The organism is Candidatus Omnitrophota bacterium (assembly GCA_023227985.1).
GTDB lineage: Bacteria > Omnitrophota > Gorgyraeia > Gygaellales > Profunditerraquicolaceae > JALOCB01.
Map to the genome: position 1 here is coordinate 1 of JALOCB010000062.1, position 3,659 is coordinate 3,659.

The 3,659-nt window shown below is 49.4% G+C and carries 6 protein-coding genes and 1 tRNA gene; all 7 read left to right on the forward strand.

Features of this window, described 5'->3' with window-relative positions:
* Positions 1–391: dihydropteroate synthase (locus M0R35_07750; protein MCK9595548.1), on the forward strand; the 391-nt coding region annotated here is incomplete at its 5' end.
* A gap of 7 nt (positions 392–398) precedes the next feature.
* Positions 399–1,178 carry a diadenylate cyclase CdaA gene (cdaA, locus tag M0R35_07755; protein ID MCK9595549.1) on the forward strand — a complete coding sequence of 260 codons (780 nt, stop codon included), beginning with the start codon at positions 399–401 and terminating at the stop codon, positions 1,176–1,178.
* On the forward strand, positions 1,175–1,315 hold the full coding sequence (locus M0R35_07760) for a hypothetical protein (protein MCK9595550.1): 141 nt from the start codon (positions 1,175–1,177) through the stop codon (positions 1,313–1,315). Before cdaA ends, M0R35_07760 begins: the two co-directional genes overlap by 4 nt.
* A gap of 3 nt (positions 1,316–1,318) precedes the next feature.
* Positions 1,319–2,029: a pyridoxine 5'-phosphate synthase gene (locus M0R35_07765; protein MCK9595551.1), complete on the forward strand. Its 711-nt coding sequence runs from the start codon at positions 1,319–1,321 to the stop codon at positions 2,027–2,029.
* Entirely contained in the window at positions 2,026–2,388 is a 363-nt protein-coding gene (gene acpS / locus M0R35_07770; protein ID MCK9595552.1) for a holo-ACP synthase, read from the forward strand. Before M0R35_07765 ends, acpS begins: the two co-directional genes overlap by 4 nt.
* Complete coding sequence (locus M0R35_07775; GenBank protein MCK9595553.1) at positions 2,351–3,193, forward strand: NAD(P)H-hydrate dehydratase; 843 nt, start codon at positions 2,351–2,353, stop codon at positions 3,191–3,193. The genes acpS and M0R35_07775 overlap by 38 nt, the downstream gene beginning before the upstream one ends.
* 3 nt (positions 3,194–3,196) lie before the next feature.
* Positions 3,197–3,269, forward strand: a tRNA-Thr gene (locus M0R35_07780).
* Positions 3,270–3,659: the final 390 nt, after the last annotated feature.

Sequence of the window (3,659 nt, forward strand, 5' to 3'; positions counted from 1 at the left end):
TATGCAAAAAAGTCCGGCGTACAGATCGCTTATAGACGAAATAATGGGTTTCCTCAACCATTCGATCGAACAAGCGGAGCAGGCCGGCGTAACCCCGGACAAGATCATTATCGACCCGGGGATAGGGATAGGTTTCGGAAAAACCACGGAACACAACCTGGAGATACTCAAACGCCTATCCGAATTCAAATCCCTGGGAAAACCCATATTGATCGGCACATCGCGCAAGGCCTTCATCGGAAAAACACTGGGCCTGCCCGTTGAAAAACGGATAACCGGCACAGTGGCATCCTGTGTCCTGGCGGCGGCCAACGGCGCGGACATAGTACGCGTCCATGACATTAAAGAAACAGCGCAAGCGCTGAAATTAACCCAAGCAATATTAAATTGAGTTTACAATGCCGGAAAACCTGCTTAAATTCCTGATGATAGACTGGAAACCGCTGATCGAGATAATGATCCTCTGGGCGGTCATCTACCATATCCTGCTTTTTTTTGAGGGAACGCGCGCCATCCAGGTCCTGCGCGGGATAATAGTCATACTTTTGACGTTCTTCCTTTCCCAAAAAATGGGGTTGGAGATACTGGGATGGCTGCTGACCAAAGTATTCGGTATATCGGTCATTGCGATCCTGATTATCTTCCATCCGGAAATAAGGCAGGGGCTGGCGCGGCTGGGCCGCAGGAATATTTTCGGCGCGGCATTAAGGGAAGAAGAGCTGGACAGTATTTTGCGCGAGATCGCCAAAGCCGCGGATAATCTTTGCCGTAATAAGATCGGGGCTTTGATCGTCATCGAGAATAGAGATCCGCTGGCCAGCTACATCGAAACCGGCGTGATCACCGATTCCAAGGTCTCTTCCGAGCTGATCGAAACCATCTTTACCCCGAACAGCCTCTTGCACGACGGGGGGATAGTCATAAGAAACGACCGGATCGCTTCCTGCGGGTGCATACTGCCCCTGGCCACAAGCCAGGAACTGAACCGGATGTTCGGCACGCGCCACCGGGCCGCATTAGGCTTAAGCGAAGAGACCGACGCGGTGATCATCGTGATATCCGAAGAAAGGCACGACATGTCCCTGGTCCACCAGTCACGCTTATACCGCGACCTGGGAAAAGACGAGATATTCTCAAAAATCAAGGACTTGTTGAAACTTAAAGGCCGAAAAAAATGAAGAAACATAAAATACCCCTATCTTACAGGATAAAACACTGGTTCACCTACCATCCGTGGTTGAAGCTGATCGCTCTGGGGCTGGCAATACTGCTGTGGTTCTACGTAAAAGCAGAGATCAACCACTTTAATTATTAGACAATGACCCAATTAGGCGTCAATATAGACCATATTGCGACCTTGCGGCAGGTCCGCCGGGGAATAGAACCCGTGCCTGTATGCGCTGCGCTTTTGTGCGCAAAAGCCGGTGCGGACAGCATAGTCGTGCATTTAAGGGAGGACAGAAGGCATATACAGGATACCGACGTTCGTATCATCAAACACGCCCTGAAAAAGAGGCTAAACCTGGAGATGTCCGTCAACCCCGGGATCGTGGATTTCGCCTGCGAAATCAAACCCGACCAGGCGACACTGGTCCCTGAAAAACGGCAGGAATTGACGACCGAAGGAGGGCTGGAAGTCAGTTCCCATCTACGCAAGATAACATCCGTCGTGAAAAAGCTTCAAGCCTCGGGCATTGACGTAAGCCTTTTCATCGACCCGGACAAGAAACAAATAGACGCCGCGCTAAAAACCGGAGTGAAACGTGTTGAGCTGCATACCGGGAAGTACGCCAATGCCGCGAATAAAATACAGCTAAAAAAACGCCTGACGGAAATAAAAAACGCCGCCGAATACAGCCGTAAAAAAGGTTTGTCGGTCGCTGCCGGGCATGGCCTCGATTACCGTAACGTCAGAAGGATTGCCGCTATAAAACAGATCGAAGAATTGAACATCGGTTACTCCATAATCTGCCGGTCCGTTACAGCAGGAATTAAAAAAGCGGTAAAAGAAATGAAGGCGCTGATATGATAATCGGGACAGGCGTGGATATAACCGAAGTTGGCAGGCTGCGCAAAGCCATCGAAAAATGGGGAGATACTTTCTTAAAGAGGGTATTCACCGATACCGAATTGAAGAACGCGCAAAGCCGCGCCAGTTTTTACCAGCACCTGGCCGGAAGGTTCGCGGCCAAAGAAGCGGTGTTCAAGGCCATGGGGGATATGAAACTCGGCCTCAAAGACATCCAGGTATTAAACGACAAAAACGGCAAGCCATACTGCCAGCTATTGAATAATAAGAACGCGAATAAAGGAATGGATGTCCTGGTTTCCATTTCCCATGTAAAAAATTATGCGGTTGCCAACGCGGTTATTACGAAGAAAAGCTGATTCCCACAAAGGGGACTTCGGCCATGTTTTCATACTGGCCGGTTCAGCCGGGCTTTCCGGGGCAGCGGTCCTCTGCGCGAAAGCCGCGCTGCGCAGCGGGGCAGGGCTGGTTACTTTAGGGATACCAGCCAGTTTAAATGGTCCGATAATAAAGATCAAACCTCCGGAGGTAATGACCTTGCCTTTGCCGGAAACAAAAGAAATATCCCTGAGCCCCGCGGCTTACAACAAGATAAAAGAATTCTCCCGCAAAACGGATATAATCGCTATCGGGCCTGGTCTTTCTCAGAACAAAGCGACGCAGGAACTGATACTTAAAGTTATAGCCGGCATAGACAAGCCCATGGTGATCGACGCGGATGGCCTGAACAGCCTGGGAAAACAGCGTAAACAATTCAGGGGTAATATTATTCTAACCCCTCATCCGGGGGAGATGTCCAGGCTTACCGGACTGCCGGTGCCCGTTATACAAAAAAACAGAAAAAAAGTTGCCAAAGAATTCGCAAATGAGTATAATGTAGAGATTGTGCTAAAGGGTAAAAATACCCTAGTCGCAGATAATAAAGACAATTTTTACGTGAATAAAACCGGCAACCCCGGGATGGCCAAAGCGGGAAGCGGGGATGTGCTGACCGGGATAATCGCGGCCTTCCTGGGACAAGGACTTAACCTGTTCCAGGCAGCGAAATACGCCGTGTATTTACATGGTTCAGCCGGCGACTTGGCCGCGAAGAAAAAAACCCAGATTAGCATGACCGCCTCGGACATCATAGACATGCTTCCCGAAGCGATCAAGAAAAGTTAGATTGCCGGCTTAGCTCAGTTGGTAGAGCAATGGTTTTGTAAACCAAAGGTCGGGGGTTCGATTCCTCTAGCCGGCTTTTGATAATGGTAATAGTCATCCCCCGACCTAAAAGTGGGGATTAGCAAAACATCAGTTATTTGATATTTTTATGGGCAGGTACCCAAGTGGCTAAAGGGGACAGACTGTACAAATGCAGCGCACAACAGTAATGTTGTGTGGAAAAGCAGGTGAATTCAGGGAACCCCTGTAAAGGGCAATCCTGAGCCAAGCCTACATGTTCGAACATAGTAAGCATGTAGGAAGGTGCAGAGACTAAGCGCCTGCCATCCTAAAGTAGGATGATGAGATAGTCCAAGCCTTGAGGTAACTCGAGGGCACTTGAAATCTGTTGCGCTTGCGCTTCCGGGGTTCGAATCCCTGCCTGCCCATGTAATCTATGATCGATAATCTATAGTCGATAGTCTAA